Origin of the sequence: Aeromonas sp. s11 (assembly GCF_040907945.1) — a bacterium.
GTDB classification, from domain to species: domain Bacteria; phylum Pseudomonadota; class Gammaproteobacteria; order Enterobacterales; family Aeromonadaceae; genus Aeromonas; species Aeromonas veronii.
Map to the genome: position 1 here is coordinate 129439 of NZ_JBFOCU010000061.1, position 16814 is coordinate 146252.

Annotated in this window: 19 protein-coding genes; 10 read left to right on the forward strand and 9 right to left on the reverse strand. The window is 61.1% G+C overall.

Annotated features, from left to right (window positions below; genetic code table 11):
* Positions 1 to 4 precede the first annotated feature (4 nt).
* The 5 genes from AB5Y84_RS18095 (at position 5) to AB5Y84_RS18115 (ending at position 3001) form a co-directional block, all read left to right on the forward strand.
* On the forward strand, positions 5 to 706 hold the full coding sequence (locus tag AB5Y84_RS18095) for a YggS family pyridoxal phosphate-dependent enzyme (RefSeq protein WP_368177498.1): 702 nt from the start codon (positions 5 to 7) through the stop codon (positions 704 to 706).
* Between the two features lie 142 nt (positions 707 to 848).
* Complete coding sequence (proC, locus tag AB5Y84_RS18100) at positions 849 to 1673, forward strand: pyrroline-5-carboxylate reductase (protein ID WP_368177499.1); 825 nt, start codon at positions 849 to 851, stop codon at positions 1671 to 1673.
* Between the two features lie 11 nt (positions 1674 to 1684).
* Positions 1685 to 2236, forward strand: coding sequence for a YggT family protein (locus tag AB5Y84_RS18105; protein ID WP_005341416.1), 552 nt, complete (start codon positions 1685 to 1687; stop codon positions 2234 to 2236).
* Complete coding sequence (gene yggU / locus AB5Y84_RS18110; RefSeq protein ID WP_021230942.1) at positions 2236 to 2538, forward strand: DUF167 family protein YggU; 303 nt, start codon at positions 2236 to 2238, stop codon at positions 2536 to 2538. Before AB5Y84_RS18105 ends, yggU begins: the two co-directional genes overlap by 1 nt.
* Before the next feature lie 43 nt (positions 2539 to 2581).
* Positions 2582 to 3001, forward strand: coding sequence for a DUF4426 domain-containing protein (locus AB5Y84_RS18115; protein WP_005340339.1), 420 nt, complete (start codon positions 2582 to 2584; stop codon positions 2999 to 3001).
* Between the two features lie 101 nt (positions 3002 to 3102).
* Here the strand turns inward: AB5Y84_RS18115 and AB5Y84_RS18120 are convergent, their stop codons facing one another.
* The 7 genes from AB5Y84_RS18120 to AB5Y84_RS18150 form a co-directional block, all read right to left on the reverse strand.
* Positions 3103 to 4299: a NupC/NupG family nucleoside CNT transporter gene (locus AB5Y84_RS18120; RefSeq protein ID WP_005357935.1), complete on the reverse strand. Its 1197-nt coding sequence runs from the start codon at positions 4297 to 4299 to the stop codon at positions 3103 to 3105.
* Between the two features lie 182 nt (positions 4300 to 4481).
* Positions 4482 to 5417, reverse strand: coding sequence for a LysR family transcriptional regulator (locus tag AB5Y84_RS18125; protein WP_162515184.1), 936 nt, complete (start codon positions 5415 to 5417; stop codon positions 4482 to 4484).
* A gap of 82 nt (positions 5418 to 5499) precedes the next feature.
* Positions 5500 to 6036 carry a glutathione peroxidase gene (locus AB5Y84_RS18130; RefSeq protein ID WP_368177500.1) on the reverse strand — a complete coding sequence of 179 codons (537 nt, stop codon included), beginning with the start codon at positions 6034 to 6036 and terminating at the stop codon, positions 5500 to 5502.
* 58 nt (positions 6037 to 6094) lie between these two features.
* Entirely contained in the window at positions 6095 to 6658 is a 564-nt protein-coding gene (locus tag AB5Y84_RS18135; protein ID WP_368177501.1) for an NnrU family protein, read from the reverse strand.
* 232 nt (positions 6659 to 6890) lie between these two features.
* Positions 6891 to 8024 carry a glycerate kinase gene (locus AB5Y84_RS18140; RefSeq protein ID WP_368177502.1) on the reverse strand — a complete coding sequence of 378 codons (1134 nt, stop codon included), beginning with the start codon at positions 8022 to 8024 and terminating at the stop codon, positions 6891 to 6893.
* 9 nt (positions 8025 to 8033) lie between these two features.
* Complete coding sequence (locus AB5Y84_RS18145; protein WP_368177503.1) at positions 8034 to 9296, reverse strand: GntP family permease; 1263 nt, start codon at positions 9294 to 9296, stop codon at positions 8034 to 8036.
* A gap of 118 nt (positions 9297 to 9414) precedes the next feature.
* On the reverse strand, positions 9415 to 10530 hold the full coding sequence (locus AB5Y84_RS18150; protein ID WP_368177504.1) for a sugar diacid recognition domain-containing protein: 1116 nt from the start codon (positions 10528 to 10530) through the stop codon (positions 9415 to 9417).
* A 209-nt stretch (positions 10531 to 10739) separates the two neighbouring features.
* Here AB5Y84_RS18150 and AB5Y84_RS18155 point away from each other — a divergent pair, with 209 nt between their 5' ends.
* Together AB5Y84_RS18155 and AB5Y84_RS18160 are read left to right on the forward strand one after the other, a co-directional pair.
* The gene (locus AB5Y84_RS18155; protein WP_031227767.1) at positions 10740 to 11114 is read left to right on the forward strand and encodes a YacL family protein; all 375 of its coding nucleotides are present in this window, start codon (positions 10740 to 10742) and stop codon (positions 11112 to 11114) included.
* Between the two features lie 53 nt (positions 11115 to 11167).
* Positions 11168 to 11464 carry a hypothetical protein gene (locus AB5Y84_RS18160; protein WP_005348860.1) on the forward strand — a complete coding sequence of 99 codons (297 nt, stop codon included), beginning with the start codon at positions 11168 to 11170 and terminating at the stop codon, positions 11462 to 11464.
* 67 nt (positions 11465 to 11531) lie between these two features.
* Here AB5Y84_RS18160 and AB5Y84_RS18165 read toward each other — a convergent pair whose 3' ends face one another.
* A complete protein-coding gene (locus tag AB5Y84_RS18165) occupies positions 11532 to 12269 on the reverse strand; it encodes an ABC transporter substrate-binding protein (protein ID WP_064338824.1) in 738 nt (245 codons plus the stop codon).
* A gap of 120 nt (positions 12270 to 12389) precedes the next feature.
* Here AB5Y84_RS18165 and AB5Y84_RS18170 point away from each other — a divergent pair, with 120 nt between their 5' ends.
* The 3 genes from AB5Y84_RS18170 to AB5Y84_RS18180 all read left to right on the forward strand — a co-directional run bounded on the left by AB5Y84_RS18170 (position 12390) and on the right by AB5Y84_RS18180 (position 15519).
* Positions 12390 to 13217, forward strand: coding sequence for a lysostaphin resistance A-like protein (locus AB5Y84_RS18170; protein WP_368177505.1), 828 nt, complete (start codon positions 12390 to 12392; stop codon positions 13215 to 13217).
* A 203-nt stretch (positions 13218 to 13420) separates the two neighbouring features.
* The gene (locus AB5Y84_RS18175; protein ID WP_368177506.1) at positions 13421 to 14737 is read left to right on the forward strand and encodes a sphingomyelin phosphodiesterase; all 1317 of its coding nucleotides are present in this window, start codon (positions 13421 to 13423) and stop codon (positions 14735 to 14737) included.
* A complete protein-coding gene (locus AB5Y84_RS18180; RefSeq protein WP_368177507.1) occupies positions 14734 to 15519 on the forward strand; it encodes a hypothetical protein in 786 nt (261 codons plus the stop codon). The genes AB5Y84_RS18175 and AB5Y84_RS18180 overlap by 4 nt, the downstream gene beginning before the upstream one ends.
* 2 nt (positions 15520 to 15521) lie before the next feature.
* Here the strand turns inward: AB5Y84_RS18180 and AB5Y84_RS18185 are convergent, their stop codons facing one another.
* Positions 15522 to 16742: a DEAD/DEAH box helicase gene (locus tag AB5Y84_RS18185; protein ID WP_368177508.1), complete on the reverse strand. Its 1221-nt coding sequence runs from the start codon at positions 16740 to 16742 to the stop codon at positions 15522 to 15524.
* Between the last annotated feature and the right edge of the window lie 72 nt (positions 16743 to 16814).

Consider the following 16814-nt stretch of genomic DNA (forward strand, 5'->3'; position numbering starts at 1 on the left):
AAATATGAACCAGATTGCCCAGCACCTGTTTCAGGTAAAGGAACGTATTGCCCAGGCCGCCGAACGGGCGAGCCGCAATCTGCAGCAGATCCGCCTGCTGGCCGTGAGCAAGACCAAGCCGGTCGAGGCCATCATGGCTGCCCATGCTGCAGGTCAGCGCTGCTTTGGCGAATCCTACGCCCAGGAAGCAGCGGCCAAGATCGATACCTTGCGCCAGCAGCCGGAATATAGCGACATAGAGTGGCACTTTATCGGCCCTTTGCAATCGAACAAATCCAAACTGATCGCCGAACGGTTTGACTGGGTGCAGAGCGTGGATCGGGACAAGCTGATCGACCGCCTCAACAACCAGCGCCCAACTACAATGGCACCGCTAAATGTTTGTCTGCAAATCAATATTAGCGGAGAGAGCAGCAAATCCGGAACGTCGGAACAAGAGATTTTCCGCCTTGCCGAGCTGGTCTCTCAAAGTGAGCGACTGGTGCTGCGGGGGCTGATGGCCATTCCCGAGCACACCAGTGACGAGCGCGTACTGGCCGCCCAAATGACCCGTATGCAGACTCTGTTCACCGAGCTTACGCGACAATACCCGAGCGTCGATACCCTCTCGATGGGGATGACCGAGGATCTTGAACTGGCGATAGCCCACGGCAGCACCATGGTGCGGGTCGGCACCGCCATCTTCGGCGCCCGTGACTACTCATAGGCAAGGCCAGCGGATAACCCATACGTCCGCCTCTTGCCGCGACTTCATCAACAGGAGCGTTTGATGGAACACCGAATTCTGGCGTCAGGTGGTGCAGGCAGCACCCACCCCGCCGCGACCCCATGTGCAACAGGAGCATCTGATGCAGCATAGAACGCTGGCCTTTATCGGCGCGGGCAACATGAGCCGCAGTATCATCGCCGGACTGGTCAAGGCAGGTTATCCCGCCGGGCAGATCACTGCTGCCAACCCCAGTCTGCCCAAGCTGGAGGCGCTGGCGAGCGAACATGGCATTCGCATCACCCAGAGTAATGCCGAGGCGGCCCGCGACGCCGAAGTGATCGTGCTGGCGGTCAAGCCGCAGTTGATGGCCGGCATGCTGGCAGCACTGGTTGAAGAGCTGGGCTCCCTTGAGGGCAAGCTGCTCATCTCCATCGCAGCTGGCATCAAGGTGGCGCGCCTTGGCGAGATGGCCGGTGGCCACAACCGCATCATCCGCACCATGCCCAATACACCTGCCCTGTTGGGTCTGGGCATGACCGGCCTCTATGCGCCCGAACATATTGCCGCCGCGGATCGCGCGTTTGCCGAGCAGATGATGCAGGCGGTCGGCAAGACCCTCTGGGTGGAGCAGGAGTCCGGCATCAACGGCGTCATCGCCGCGGCGGGCAGTGCCCCGGCCTACTTCTTCCTCTTTATGCAGGCCATTGCCGAAGAGGCGGAGGCAATGGGCTTCTCGCCCGATCAGGCACGCCTGCTGGTGCAGCAGACCGCGCTGGGCGCAGCCGCCATGGTGGAGCAAAACCCCGAGCTGTCGCTGCAAACCCTGCGTGAGCAGGTCACCAGCAAGGGCGGCACCACAGCCGAAGCCATCAAGACATTCCAGCAGCAGGGGCTGATGCCGCTGACTGCGCAAGCCATGCAGGCGGCCGTTGCTCGCGCCACCGAAATGGAAACCCTCTTCTAACAGGAGCCCAGATGAACACTGCTTACTTTCTGATTAACACCGTTTTCGATCTCTACCTGATGGTGATCCTGCTGCGCGTCTGGCTGCAGTGGGCCCGTGCCGACTTCTACAACCCGATGAGCCAGATGGTGGTCAAACTGACTAATCCGCTGGTGATCCCGCTGCGCCGCGTTATCCCGGGCTTTGGCGGCATCGATCTAGCTTCCGTGGTGCTAGCGCTGGCCATCGCCTTCGCCAAGCTGGCCCTGCTCAAGAGCATGAACGTGCTGCTGGCGGACTGGCTCAGCATCAGCCTGTTTGCCGCGCTGACCGTGCTGAAAAAAGCGGGCTCGATGATCTTCTGGGTACTGCTGATCCGCGCCATCCTGAGCTGGGTCAGCCAGGGCCGCAACCCCATCGAATACGTGATGCATCAGCTGACCGAGCCCTTCCTCGCCCCTATCCGCCGTGTACTGCCGGCACTGGGCGGGCTGGACCTCTCGGTGCTGGTCGCCTTTATCGGCCTGCAAGCCATCAACTACCTGCTGGGTGACCTGTTTGGCCAGCTATGGTGGATGATTTGATGCCAGCCGTCCTGCAACAAGGGGATGAACTGGTACTGCATCTGGTGATCCAGCCCAAGGCGAGTCGGGATCAGATCATCGGATTGCATGGCGAAGAGCTGAAAGTGGCCATCACGGCGCCGCCCGTCGATGGCCAAGCCAACAGCCATCTGATCAAGTTTCTGGCCAAGCAGTTCAAGGTGGCCAAGGGCCAGGTAACCATAGTGCGGGGCGAACTGGGGCGGCACAAAACCGTCGCCATCGACAGCCCCAAACAGTTGCCGCAAGAAGTGAGCGCGCTGCTGAATGACACGCAAGGCTGAATGAATCGGCCTGCGCCAACCGTAGATATGAGAGGGATGACAGATGAAAACAGCCTGGATGAGTGGCCTGCTGGCACTGCTGATGACCCTGCCGCTCAAGGCAGAACAGATGAAGGAGCTGGGGCCCTGGTTGGTGCACTACAACGCCTTCAACTCCAGCTTCCTTACACCAGAGGTCGCCAAAGCGTATGGACTGGAGCGCAGTCGCTACAACGCCATCATCAATATCGCGGTACAGGACAAGCAGAAAGTGGCGCAAGCCGTGGGGATCACCGGTGAGGCCAAGAACCTGACCGGCACCATCCGCACCCTGAACTTTCAGGAGGTAAAAGAGGGGGATGCCATCTACTATCTGGCGACCCTCCCCTACCGCAACGAAGATACCTATCAGTTCACCCTGAAGATCATGGGCGGTGGGCAGCAACAGAACCTCAGCTTCCAGCAAACCTTCTACGTCGACTGAGCAGCAACAAGAAGCCCCGACCAAGGCCGGGGCTTCATTTTATCCATATGACAAGGGCGCCATCAGGGCGCCCTTGTTGCATCTATCCCGTACCGCAGCGGTTACAGGGCGAGGAACAGACCGGCCAGACAGGCACTCATCAGGTTCGCCAGCACGCCGGAGAGAATGGCACGCATGCCGTAACGGGCGATGAAGGATTTGCGCTCCGGCACCATGGAGCCCAGACCGCCGATCAGGATCGCCATGGAGGAGATGTTGGCAAAGCCGCACAGGGCGAAGGTCACAATGGCCTTGCTCGACTCGCTCAGAGTCTGATCCTGCACCAGACCGATAAAGGCGACGAACTCGTTGACCACGATCTTGGTACCGATCAGGGCGCCAGCGGCTTGTGCCTGATCCCAGGGTACACCGATCAGCCAGGAGACGGGGGCAAACAGCCAGCCCAAAATGATCTGGAAGCTCAGATCCAGCCCCACCAGACCGCCAGCCCAGCCGAGTAGGCCATTGAGCATGGCGATCACGCCAACGAAAGCCAGCAGGGTGGCACCGACCGCCACCGCGATATTGAGGCCGGACATGGCGCCATCGGCAGCCGCTTCGATCACATTGGTGGCGCGGGGGATCTCAACATCCTGATGGTGATCGACCTCTTCAGCTCCCGGCGGCACCAGGATTTTGGCCATCGCCAGACCGGCAGGGGCCGACATGAAGGCGGCAGCGATCAGGTATTTCAGCTCAACCCCGAGGCTGGCATAGCCCACCAGGGTGCCACCGGCGACGGAAGCGAGACCACAGCTCATCACCGCGAAGAACTGGGAATCGGACATCTTGGAGAGGTAGGGTTTGACCACCAGCGGCGCTTCCACCATGCCAACGAAGATGTTGGCAGTCGCGGAGAGGCTCTCGGCACGGCCGGTACCCAGCAGCTTCTGCAAGCCACCACCCAGCAGGGCGATCACCCGCGGCATGATACCGATGTGATATAGAATGGCGATCACCGCAGAGAAGAAGATGATGACCGGCAACACGTTGAAGGCAAAGATGAAGCCCAGCTTGAACTTGGCCAGATCACCGAACAGGAAGGCGATCCCCTCCTGACCATAACCGATCACGCTGCTTACGCTCTCGCTGACCCCGTTCAGCACGTGCTGACCGGCAGGCAGCCAGAGCACCAGACCGGCAAACATGACTTGCAGGCAGAGGGCAAGACCAACTGTTCGCAACGGGATACGACGACGATTATCAGAGCAGATGACGGCAAGCGCCAGGATACTCAGGATGCCGAGCAGGGCAATCATAGGGACTCCATCAGGTGGGGCAAAAGATGGGCGCGGATTCTGCGCCTCTCCCCCCGTCACTGCAAGTCCGCTTGGTTACAAGTCTGTTAGAAAAAACGTTTGCACGATATCGGTTGCGCCAACTGGCTGATTTGGTTCGATTTTAGTATCAGGAGAAATCGAGAGTTCTTATATGGAAACAATCATTCCTCACTGCCGGACAATTTACCCCCGAGCCAGGGGGCCAGTCGCTGCTCCCAATAGGGTTCGGGGCCAAAGCGGGCCTTGAGGAAATCGATGAAGAGACGGATCTTGGGATCCAGATGTTCACGCCGGGCATAAACGGCGTGTACCGCCATCTGCTGGTTCGGTCGCCACCCAGGCAACACCGGGATCAGCTTGCCGCTCTGTAACTCCTTGTCCAGCAAGTAGTTGGCGATATAGGCGATGCCGAGCCCGGCCAGTGCCGCATCCCGCACCGCCTCCGCCATATCCACCCGATAGTTACCCGCGACCTGCACCGTCTGGCGCTCCTTGCCCTGGCGAAACGACCACTGGTGATAGCGCCGCTCCCGACTCTGGTAAGTGATGCAGTTGTGCTGGGCCAGATCCTTGGGATGAAGCGGCGTGCCGTGGCTCAGCAGGTAATCCGGCGACGCCGCCACCACGAAGCCGATGTCAGCAAGCCGCTGCCCGACCAGCCCTTCCGGCTTGTCCTCATAGGTGGTGAGCCAGAGATCCAGCCCCTCATCCACCAGATTGGTTCTGTGGTCGAACAGCGAGACTTCCAGCTCCAGCTCGGGATAGCGATCCTGAAACGCCTTGAGATGGGGAATGACGTGCAGACGGCCGAAGGATTGGCCCACCCCTAGATGGAGCACACCGCTCACCTTGCCGCGCCGCTCGGCGATCATGGAGTCAGCCTCCTGCGCCACCGCCACCAGCGCATGGCAGTGGCGGGCATACTCCTGACCCAGCTCGGTCAGGACAAAGCGGCGGGTGGTGCGCTGGACCAGCTGGGCGCCAAGGGTGGTCTCCAGCAGCGCCAGCTGCTTGCTGATATGGGATTTGGAGACCCCAAGACGACGGGCGGCGGCAGAGATCCCCTGCTCGCGCACCAGCGCATCGAAGATCACCATTTGAGGAAGACGTTGCAGCACAAGATAACCGGACTGAGTGGCGGGAGCCCATTATTCCAGAGCCGCCCGCCAAGGGGTAGGGTCAAAGCCCCAGCGCCCGGGTGATCTGCAGTTTGAGGGGATCATCAGACGGATTCTGGTTGGCGCCGTAGCTTGCAATCAGCTTGCCATCGCGCCCCACCAGATACTTGTGGAAGTTCCAGTTCGGCTCATCCCCGTCAGCGGCCGCCGCCAGCCCCTTGAACAGTGGCACAGCATCGGAGCCCCGCACCGCTACCCGATTGAACATGGGGAAAGTGACGCCATAGTCGCGGCGACACACCTCGGCGGTCTTGGTCTCGTTGCCCGCCTCCTGCCAGAAATCATTGGAGGGGAAACCCAGAATAATCAGCCCTTTATCCTTGTAGCTCTGGTAGAGCTTCTCCAGATCGCGAAACTGGCCGCTGTAGCCGCAGTAGGAGGCGGTATTGACCACCAGCACCACCTTGCCCTCGGTCAGCTGACAGAGGTTGTGGCGCTGGGCATTGTTGAGTTCCCGCATCTCCACATTGAAATAATCGGGGCACGCCGCAGAGGCCGCGCCGGCCCCCAATAACAGCAACAGAGTGAACCATTTCATCGCCAAGACTCCTTTTGTTTTGTCCATCATACACGGTTACCAGAGCCGCAGTTCACTCTCAATGCAATGGAATGCCGGTCAGCCAGCCGTGGCCCCAGAATACCAGCAGCGCAGTGGCAGCCAGGCCTGCCCCGACGCTGATGCCAGTGCCCGTCCAGTTAGCCGCCGGGCGGGGATATCGCTGCCAGTCCCGCACCGAAATCCAGATGATGCTCACCAGCGCCCACAGCCCGATGCCGCCAAACAGCACCAGAGAGCGCGCCTCGCTGTTGACCAGCAGATGAGCCACCGCCCAGAGCAGGGTACCGAGCAGTTGGGGATGCACCAGCCAGCGGCGCAGATGGTTGGGCCCCTGGCCGGAGAAAAAGAGGATCAGCGCAAAGGGCATCATCACCGTCATGGTCATCGGCCCCCACTCCGGCAGGAAGTAGAGCGGCAGCGAGCTGGCCGAGCGCCAACCGGCGATGATGCAGGCAATGGCGACAAACACCAGCAGGGAGAAGAGCCCCTTGTAGCGATTCTCACCCAGCCGTTCTCTCAGTCGCGCCCGATGGGCCACCGCAAAACAGGGGTAGAGATGGATCAGGGTAAACAGCGCAACCCCCAGGGTCAGCAGGAACATGAGTCTCTCCTTGTACTTGGTACGACCACTATGCCGTAAAGGGAGATTTGCGCCTATCAAAACCGCGCTTACCCATGGAGTCAAAAGTGTGGCAAGACAAAGGAACGGAAAGAAAAGAGCCGATCACGATGGATCGGCAAATAAGTGCCAGGGCAGTCAGACATCTCGCAGGATGGGAGATGTCCCATACGGGAATATTAGGTGGCCGATGGCGCCCATCGGCCGAACCGGATCAACCCTTGAGTTGATAGAGTGCCGCGACGTTGCGCGCAGTGAGTTGAATGTTGGTGCTGGCGCTCTCCAGCGCCTCCGGCAGAGACATGGCGCGGTTGACCACGGCGAATACCGCGTCCAGCCCGTGATCATGTACCACACCGCAATCGTCGGTCAGGCAACCGGAGATACCGATCACCGGCTTGCCGAACTGCTTGGCGCAACGTGCGACACCGATTGGCGTCTTGCCATGGATGGTCTGGCTGTCGATGCGCCCTTCACCGGTGATGACCAGATCCGCATCGGCCACTTCCTCGGCCAGTTTCAGGGCTTCGATGACGATCTGGATGCCGGGCTTGAGCTCGGCACCAAGCAGGCCGACCAGCGCGGCCCCCATGCCACCGGCAGCGCCCGCCCCCGGAATATCCTTCACCTGCTTGCCAAGGGCCTGCTCAATGCAGTCGGCATAACGGGAGAGGTTGACATCGAGTTGCGCCACCATCTCTGGGGTCGCCCCCTTTTGCGGGCCAAACACCGCAGAGGCGCCTTTCGGGCCGCAGAGCGGGTTGTTCACATCGCACGCTACCTCGATAACCAGATCGCTCAGACGCGGATCCAGACCGCTCAGATCGATGGTTGTGAGCTCACTGAGACCGGCGCCACCCAGCTCGATGGCAGAGCCATCCGCTTTGAGCAGCTTGCCGCCGAGCGCCTGGATCATGCCGGCACCGCCGTCATTGGTGGCGCTGCCACCGATACCGAGAATAAGGTGCTTCACCCCCATCTCCAGCGCGGCCAGGATCAGCTCGCCGGTGCCGAAGCTGGAGGTGAGCAGCGGATTGCGCTGCTCGGGCGCCACCAGATGGATACCGGAGGCGGCGGCCATCTCGATGACGGCGCGCTCGCCATCACCCAGCAGGCCGACGAAGCCCTGCACCTTGTTGCCAAGGGGCGCGGTCACTTCGACCGGAAGGATGCGGCCACCGGTGGCATCCACTAGCGATTGCACCGTGCCCTCGCCGCCATCGGCCATCGGCAATTTGACGTAGGTGGCGTTCGGCAGCACCTTCTTGAAACCGGCCTCGATGGCATCAGCCACCGCCATGGCGCTCAGACTCTCCTTGAATGAATCGGGGGCAATAACAATTTTCATATCAATTCCTTAGGCGAGGCCAAACACGCCAAACATCAGGGTGGAGACAGTGGCAATGGTCAGACCGACTGCTGTTTCGTAAGGGATAAGTTTCAGGCGCTCCCCCACCCCCATGTGGACGCTGCCACCGGTGGCATGGAAAAAAGAGCCGTGGGGCATGTGGTCAAACACGGTGGCACCGGCATGGATCATCGCCGCCCCGGCCAGACTGCTGATGCCAAGTTCAATCAGGGTGGAGCTGAATACGTTGGAGGCCACCACGGTACCGGCGGTAGTCGAGGCGGTTGCCAGCGACATCAGGGCACCGGAGATGGGCGCCAGCAGGTAAGAAGGCAGACCGGAGGCGGTCAGGCCGCTGATCAGCACATCTTTCAGGCCGGAGTTGGCGATGATGCCCGCCAGGGTACCGGTACCCAGCAGCATGATGGCGACCGGCGCCATGCGGGCGAGACCGGAGACCGCAAACTGGTTCACCTTGCTGAATTTACCCATCATCAGGGCACCGACCAGACCACCGAGGGGCAGTGCAATCAGCGGATCCACCACGATACCGGCGACCGGCCGCAGGGCCAGCAGCAGGATGGCGACCAGCGGCGCGCTGATGGCGGCGGCAAAGCCCGGCAACTTGGCACCGGCAAAGCTCACCACCTCGTCGGCAGCAACCTTGCTGCCCTTGTTGTTTAGCCACTTGGCCAGCCAGTAGGCCATCACCAGACCAAACAGGCCCGGAATGATGCCCGCCGCCATCACTGAGGTGAGGGGCAGATGGAAGGCATCAGCCGCGGCAATGGCGTTGGGGTTGGGGGACATGACGTTACCCGCCTTGCCGCCGCCGATCATTGCCAGCAGGATGGCCGCCTTGGAGAGATCGGCACGGCGGGCGATGGCCAGCGCGATGGGCGCCACCGTGATAACGGCCACATCCACGAATACGCCGACCGCAGTCAGGATCAGAGTCGCCAGCGCCAGTGCCAGCAGGGCGCGGGTTTCACCCAGCTTCTTGACGATAGTCTCGGCGATAGTGGTGGCAGCACCCGATTCGATCAGCACGCCCGCCAGTACACCGGCCGCCAGGATCCGCATCACAGCTGTGGTGATCCCCTGGGCGCCGCCGATCATCAGGGCTACGGTCTGGGTCAGATCGGCACCGCCAATCAGGCCACCGGCAAGGGCACCCACGATCATGCCGTAAGCGGGCGGCACCTTCTTCAAAATGAGGATGATGGCGATGGAGAGCGCCGCGATGGCGCCAAGGGCAGTAACCGGGATCATGACGGACACCTTCAATGGGAGTGAATGGCCGCCATTATGGAGATCTGCAATCAGAATGCTTTGGCTGAATAGCCAAAAATCACGTCATGTAAAAGTGGTTTTTTGTCTAAATCTACAATCACAAGTCGAGATTAAGGCCGAGATAGAGCAAAAATTTGTCGTCTAACTTGTTGAAATTCAATCCAGTTATCTGCTCTATCCGCCCCAGCCGATAGCGCAGGGTATTGGGGTGAATGAACAAGGCTTCGGCACAGCGATGCAGATCACAATCCTGCAAGAAATAGTGGCGCAGGGTCTTCTGCAGCGCCCCCTTGCCATCTTCCCGGGCCAGTTTCTGCAGCGGTGTGCGCAGCTGATCCGCCTGCCAGGAGTCCGCCAGACTGCCCAGCAGCACTGGCAAACGGTAGTCCTCAAAGAAGTAGACCTGTTTGCGCGGCGCCTGCCGCATGCCACGGCGCAGGGTATCTCGCGCCGTCTGGTAAGAGCGCGCCAGCCCGTCGATCCCGGCGAAGTAATCGCCCACCGCGATATGCACCTTGAAGTGGGGAATGCGCGCCAGCAACTGCTTGATCCGGCTGCGCTCCTGCGCCGATTGCCAGACCCCCTCACTCAATTGCGCCGGTTTGAGCACCACTATCTCGTCGAGCCCGTTGATGGCGACCAGATTGTCCCGCTCCGGATTTTCCAGCTGATGGACCAGCTCCCGCAGACGCGCCGGATCCGCCTCCTCCAGCGCCAGCACGGCCACCACCCGAGGCTGGGCCAACTCCAGTCCGAGAAAGCGGGCCGCCTGCTGCAATTGATCGACTCGCCCCTCACCACGTATAAGCTGCAACACCAGCTCCTCCTTGTGGCGCTTGTCCCACTGCAACTGCTCGGTGAGCGCCGCCTGCTCCAGGATCAGTTCTGCCGTCATTCGCACCAGCTCGGCGTAAGCACGAACGATGTCCGGATCGCCGGAAATGCCGATCACCCCGATCAGCTCCCCCTGATAGGAGATGGGCAAATTGATGCCGGGCCGCACTCCCTTGAGCTGCAAGGCTGTCGCTTCGCTGATCTCCACCACCCGGTTTTCGGTGAGCGCCAGCACAGCCCCTTCGTGGCGCTGATGGATCCGCTCCGGATTGCCGGACGCAATGATGAGGCCGTGTTCGTCCATCACGTTGACCGAGAACGACAGGATCTTCATCGCCCGTGCGACGATCTGGCGGGCAAGGTTATCGTTTAGCTGCATAACATCTCCGGACAAGGGGCTGATCTGGCTACGTCACCACGAGGCGATTCAGGGCACATGGGCGCAAAGATGCCACATCATCAAGACAAGCGAGAGGGGGATCGCTAGAATAGGCCACTTTACCCGATGTGTGCCCCGCCATGGAGCAGGAATTGCGTGCTTGCACCCGCCTGCCCGTGATGGCCCATCCCTCCGATCTGGACTGTGCTATGGATTATGAATTTCGCCGCGACCCGTTTGGTGGCTATCGCGCCCGGTTCTCCATGGGCCATGAAGCCATCGGTCAGTGGCTGATCGACGAGGTTGGCAAGGATGAGGAGAAGCTCGACGAGCTCTTCTCCATCATTGATCAGCTCTCCAACCGCACCCGAGTCGAATACCGGCTCAACGGCGGTGACTACTCCCTGCTGCTGACCCATGAAGAGGCGGAGGTGAAAGCCAACGCCCTCAATATCGAGCTGGGTGAGGATCTTGACGATCTCGCCTACTACGATGATGAACAGCTGGCCATGTGCGGGCTGGAAGATTTTGCCCAGGTGCTCGGCTCCTGGCGCGCCTTTATCCGTAACGAGGATATGGGCTGATTGACCCAATGTCGGGCAAATGTGCCCTTTTGCCTAACTCAACAGGATTGACTATGTCTATTTACGATTTTGATGACGAACTGCCGGAAGATGAAGAACAGGAATCCACCAAGAAAGCGGCTGCACCTGCCAAGAAGAAAGGCAAGCAGGTGATGAACACTCAGGTCAACCTGAGCCCGCGCGATGCCAGCCGTCTGAACGGCATGCACGTTGAAGCGATCGCCACGCTGGACGACGTCAGCCTGCCGAAGAACGTCATTTTCAAGGCTGGCCTGATCGCCCTGGGCGAACTGGAAGCCGGCAAGCGCGCCGATATCATCGCCCGCGTGATTGCCGAATCAGGCCGCTAATCACCCCTGAAGGCAGATAGAAAGCCGGAGCCACTGCTCCGGCTTTTTGTTTTCCGGCCGAGCACTCTCAACGGCAATCGATCCCCTTTCCGGCTCGGGAGATCAGTTGGTCATAGCGACCATCGGCACGGGCGGCAGCCAGGGCATGATTGAAGCGCTCAAGCAGGTTCGCGGCCTCCGGGTACTGCCGTGAAATGATCAGGTAAAAGGTGTCGCTCTGACGAAAGTGGGGCAATGCCTGCAGATGGCAGGGGTCGCCAAACAGCTGACGGCTGGCATCCCGGGTCACCGTCTCGTTCATCGGCAGCAGATCGATCCGTTTGCGATCCAGCAGTTGCAGACACTGTGCCAGGGTCTTGGGGCGCTGCAGATCCAGCCCGAAACGCTTGATCACCCCGTCGGCATGGCTGGTGCTCCACCCCAGCGGAATACAGACACGCAACCCTTGCCAACGGCCAGCCTGAATGGCCTCGCTCCCCCGATAGGTAAACCAGGAGAGGCGATCTATGTGAATGGGAGCGCTGTAGTGGAAGAGCTTGGCCCGCTCGGCAGTCCAGGCGTAGGGGAAGGTAGCCGCGACCAACCCATTGCGGGTCAACTGATAGCCGCGGGGCCAGGGCAGGTAGTCGACCTGGAGCTCTCGATACCCGGCCTCTTGCAGCAGGGTCGTCACCAGCCGGGTGCTCTCGCCGCCTTCAGGCAGGGCCTTGCCGGTATAGGGGGTGAACTCACCGGTCACCAGCAGCAAGGGTGCCGCCTGCAGCCAGACACACCAACAACACAACAACCACAGACAGTGCTTCATCAGCTGCTCTCCCTTTACCCTGTTGATGAGTATAGAGAAGGGATCCGACCACCTCCTGCGCGGTTGTCCTGCTGACGCCCACTTGTTAAGGTTGCCGCCTGCCTCGATCAAGGAGATCCAATGTTACCCCTTCCCGACTCATTTATCTGGGGCGCGCTGGCGCTGGCCGTGCTGCTTGCCCTCTTCCGCCAGCGTCTTCCCGCCTTGGCCCTGCTGGGACTCTCCCTGCTGCTGGCACTGTGGCTTGAGCGAATGACACTACCCGCCCTGCTGGTCTCGGTCGCAGGATTACTGCTGGCGTGGCGTACCCCAACCCTCCCCGCCCGCTGGGCGATGGCGGCCAGAGTGGTGCTGATCCTCTGGGCGATTGCGCTGACCCTGCACCTGATCCCCGGCTTCAACAATCTCAAGGTGCTGGAGCAGGCGCTGGCAGGCCCCGCCAGCGTGCCGTTCAACATGTATCTGAACCTCGACAAGCCGCTGCTGCTCTTTGGCTTGCTACTGGCCTGCCCGATGCTGCTGGGCAAGGGGGGCGCAATCCGCTGGCGCCCTTTGTCCCTGTTGCTGCCGCTGGGTGCCCTGCTGGTCATCGCCTGGCAGTTGGGGGCACTGAAACTGGAAGTGGGTCTGCCCCACTGGTGGTGGCTGTTTGCACTCAACAATCTGCTGTTCACCTGTGTGGCGGAAGAGGCGCTGTTTCGTGGCGCGATCCAGCAGGGGCTGACCGAGCGTTACCGCCCCTGGATTGGCATCGTCGTGGCCGCGCTACTGTTCGGAGCCATCCACCTGCCCGGTGGCCCACTGCTGGCGCTGTTTGCGACCCTGGCAGGCTGCTGCTACGGCTTGGCATTCCAGCTCAGCGGGCGACTCTCCGTGGCCATCCTGATCCACTTCGCCTTCAACTTCGCGCATCTGGCGCTCTTCACCTACCCGCTGGCCCACCGCTAACTCCTGAAGTGAAGGCGCCCGACACGGGCGCCTTCCCTCGCTCTTCCCTCTCTCTTTAAGCGTGCTGCCTCAATCGCTTTACACCTCCATAAAGCTCCAAACAAAACCAATTAATTTGCTTGTAACCAAAATGTAAACAAAATGACCTCTGCATTCGCCATAACAGTCACTTTCCATTGCACTGCAACCAAAAGGATCCTGTGATGCAGAAAACCCTCAGTTATGCCGCCCTGCTGCTGGTCAGCCAGTTCCCGCAACTGGCAATGGCCGATACCGATGTCTATCTCACCAACAACAGTCCTGAACCGCTTCAGATCGACATCCGCCAAAGCGGCAGCGGCCAGCTGCAACCCGGCAGTCAGTGGAGCCAGCACCGCACCGAGCTGGGCCCGTGGGAGAGCGCCATGGTACTCAGCTTCAATCGCTATGAGGGGGTAAAAGCGGGCAAGAGCTATCTGTTCGAAACCCGCGTGACCACAGCGGGTGGCGACGTCTATCGGCTCAATCAGCTGATGGAGGGAACCTGGTGGAACACCACCTTGCAGCACGGTGGCGAAACGCCAACCGGCACATCCGGCTGGCAAAACGATCGGGCGATCCACCGTGTTACGGGGCCACAAGAGCTGGCCTTTGCCGCCAAGTTCACCGGCCGTTACGACGATCTGCACTATATGATCACGCCTCCCCAAAAACGGGAGCAGCCGGAACCGGCAGAACACAGGCTCAAGGTGGCCAGCTACAACGTCTGGGCGCTGCCGGTGATCGCCTCCAGCATCGGTGAGCGGCTGGCTCTGCTGCCAGAGCATCTCAAGGGCTATGACGCCCTGCTGCTGCAAGAGGTATTCGATGGCCGCCGCGAGGGCTTTTTACAGGCGCTGGCGAAAGAGTACCCCTACCAGACCAAGGTACTCGACAAGCCCGGGGTCAACGTCCACGATGGCGGCGTGGTGATCGTCAGCCGCTATCCCATAGTGCGGGAGGCACAACTGGTCTATCCCCAATGCACCGGCACCGACTGCTTCGCCGACAAAGGGGTGATGTACGCCGAGGTGATCAAGGGGGGCAAGGCGTGGCACCTGTTCGCCACCCACACCGCCAGCTTCGACACCGACGAGGCCCGCAAGCTGCGCCAGATCCAGTTCGGTCAGATCCGCTCTCTGGCAGCCAGCCTCAAGATCCCGGCCACGGACACCGTCATCTATGGCGGCGACTTCAACGTCAACAAACGCAAGTTTGCCGATGACTACGCCAACATGCTGGCCAATCTGAACGCTCATGAACCTGCCTATGGCGGCTATACCGAAGCCACCTTCGATCCCAGGATCAACCCCTATGCCGGTGGCCCGCTCTCCGGTGGCGCCAACGTCGAGTATCTGGACTATCTGGTGGTGAGCCGGGAGTACGGCAGCGCCAGCCACAACCTCAACACGGTCTGGATCCCGCGCAGCAGCGATGGCAGCCTCTGGCCCGCCAGCAACCTCTCAGACCACTTCCCGGTCAAGGGAGAGATCAGCCGATGACTCGCCGTTACGGGATACTGGCGCTGGCGATCCTGACCCTTTTGCTGGTGAATCTGGGCTGGCAGGAAAAGCAGCCCCCGATATCGCCAGAACGGTCGACGACGCCCTCTCTGGCCAATATGCAGTTGCCAGCAGAACCGGGGAGCCCGCCTCCCCACATGCCAAACGCTGAGGGGATAGATGGCAAAAGCAAAGAAGTGCCCAGCAGCTGGCAGCAGATGCCGGATGAACTGATCAACCAGCTTGCCAGCGAGATCAGCGACAGCGAGTTGCCGCTGGCGCAGCGTGTGAGCAATCTGGAGGCAGCAGAGGCCGGGTGGCTGAGCGAGGGGGAGAGCCTGATCCGGCTACAGGGGCGCTATGCCCTGGCGCTGGATCAGTTGGCGCAAGAGAACGAGCAGTTGCCGCTGGCCGAGCGGCTGGACGCCCTCAGCCACTTGCAGGATCGGTGGGCGGCGGATCATCCGGATCTGGCGATGGATCTGTTCAACCCGGATGCCCGCCTGCAGCAAGCTCGTCAGCTTTGGGGAGATGAGGAGCTGGCCACACTGGCCCGCCACTTCCTGCCCGCAGAGCAGGCTGAAGCCACGCTGGCGTTTGCCGGGGCGCGCCAGCAGCAGCTGGATCAACGCAGCAGCTACCAACGAGAGCTGGCCGAGCTCGAGCAGCAACTGGCGGCCAGCCAACAACAGATGGATCCTGCGCTGTGGCAACAACACAAGGAGGAGGTGTTGAGCCAGTGGCGTCGTGACTTCTTCGCGCGGGAGCAAGGCACACCCTGAGGTCAGCGCTTGCCCTTGAACTGCTTGACGCTGCGCTTGGCCTGAGTGCGGCGATTGGCCTGCTTGTCACGCGGGGGGCGCTTGCCTTCCCCGCTGGCAGGCTGGTCGGTGACCGGGAATCCGGCCAGATCGCCCAACGGCAGCTCGCGGCCGGTCAGGGTGCGGATAGCTTGCAGCATGTCACTCTCGCCATGACAAACCAGCGAGATGGCCAACCCCTCGCGGCCAGCCCGGGCGGTACGACCGATGCGGTGTACATAGACGGAGGCGCTGGCGGGCAAGTCCAGATTGATCACCACCGGCAGCGCCTCCACATGGATGCCACGCGCCATCAGGTCGGTGGCCACCAGCACCCGAATTTTGCCCTCTTTGAAATCGCCGAGCGCCTGCTCGCGCACCGCCTGCTCCTTCTCGCCATGGAGGGCGGCCACCGCAATGCCCGCCTTGGCCAGCTTTCTGGCAACCCCGTCGGCATCATCCCGCGCACTGATAAAGACCAGCACCTGCGGCCACGCCTGCTCCTTGAGCAGGCTGATGAGCGCCGGGACCTTGCTGCTCTTGTTGACCAGATAGAGCCGCTCTTCGATCTCGTTCACCACGCTGTTGAGGGGGTTGGCCTCGATACGGGTAGGCTCGCGCAGCAGGCCGTTGGCCAGCGTCTCCAGCTCGGCAGGCAAGGTGGCGGAGAAGAGCAGGGTCTGGCGATCCGCAGGAATAAAGCCGAGCAGCGCCTTGATGTCGGGAGCAAAGCCCATCTCCAGCAGGCGATCCGCCTCATCCAGCACCAAGAGTTGCAAACCATCCAGCCCCAGCAACTGTTGGGTCAGCAGATCCCGCAACCGCCCCGGCGTGGCGACCAGCAGCTGTGGCCCCTGCGCCAGCTCGGCCTGTTGCCGCTCCTGCGCAACGCCCCCACACAACGTCACGATACGCAGCCCCAGCGCCTCGGCGCCCTCTTTAAGCGCAATAGTGACCTGAATCGCCAGCTCGCGGGTCGGCACAAGCACCAGACCCTGCACCTGGCTGGAGGCAGGATCCAGCCGTTGCAGCAGCGGCAAGCCAAACGCCAGGGTCTTGCCGCTGCCGGTCTGGGCCAGCGCCAGCAGATCCTGCCCCGCCAGCGCCGCCGGAATCGCCAGCTGCTGGATGCGGGTCGGCGTCTGCAAGGTGACGGGCAAAGAGGCCAGCAAGGTGGAATGAAGGGCAAGTTCGCTAAAGGTCATGGCGCTACGTCAACAAAGAAGTGGGAGGCGAAGTCTAGTGAGCGGGGGCCGAGAAGTAAAACCCTATCCATG